Source organism: Vibrio sp. 2134-1, from assembly GCF_033339495.1.
The window spans coordinates 1-537 of the sequence record NZ_JAWOUS010000873.1; the positions used below are offsets into that span (position 1 = coordinate 1).

At 43.8% G+C, this 537-nt stretch carries 1 protein-coding gene; it reads left to right on the plus strand.

Features of this window, described 5'->3' with window-relative positions; translation table 11 throughout:
- Positions 1–537, plus strand: a 537-nt coding sequence (locus R7R78_RS29000; RefSeq protein ID WP_263856357.1) for a sulfurtransferase, incomplete at both ends; no start/stop codon positions are given.

Here is a 537-nt window from a genome sequence, read left to right on the forward strand (position 1 = left end):
AACTCCATGCCCTACTCGACCCACAAAATGTAAAGCTTTTAGACGCAAGCATTAGCTTTCAAATTCCTTCGGAAAGCAAAAAAATCACCGATAAATGGATTCCAAACACTTACCGTTTTGATTACGACAATGACTTTTGTCTGCCCGATACCTCTTTACCGCACATGATGCCAACCGAAGCAGGATTTAATGCAAGCGCACAAAAGCTTGGGCTAAATAACGAGGACTTGATCATCGTTTATGACAACTCTGGTACGCTTGCTTCACCACGCGCATGGTGGATGCTCAAAGCGATGGGACACGAGAACGTCAAAGTACTTAATGGTGGACTTCCAGCTTGGATAGAAGCGGGATTGCCCGTCGTAGATTCGCTCGCAAAACCTGAACAATTAGGAAATTTTTCGGGAAAATTAAATAAAAATGCATTTTTGGACGCAAATGCAGTATTAGAGTACTCAAACAATTGCAGTGCGCATATTGTTGATGCTCGCTCACGAGCGCGCTTTTTTGGTGAAGTGCCTGAGCCAAGAGAAGGAT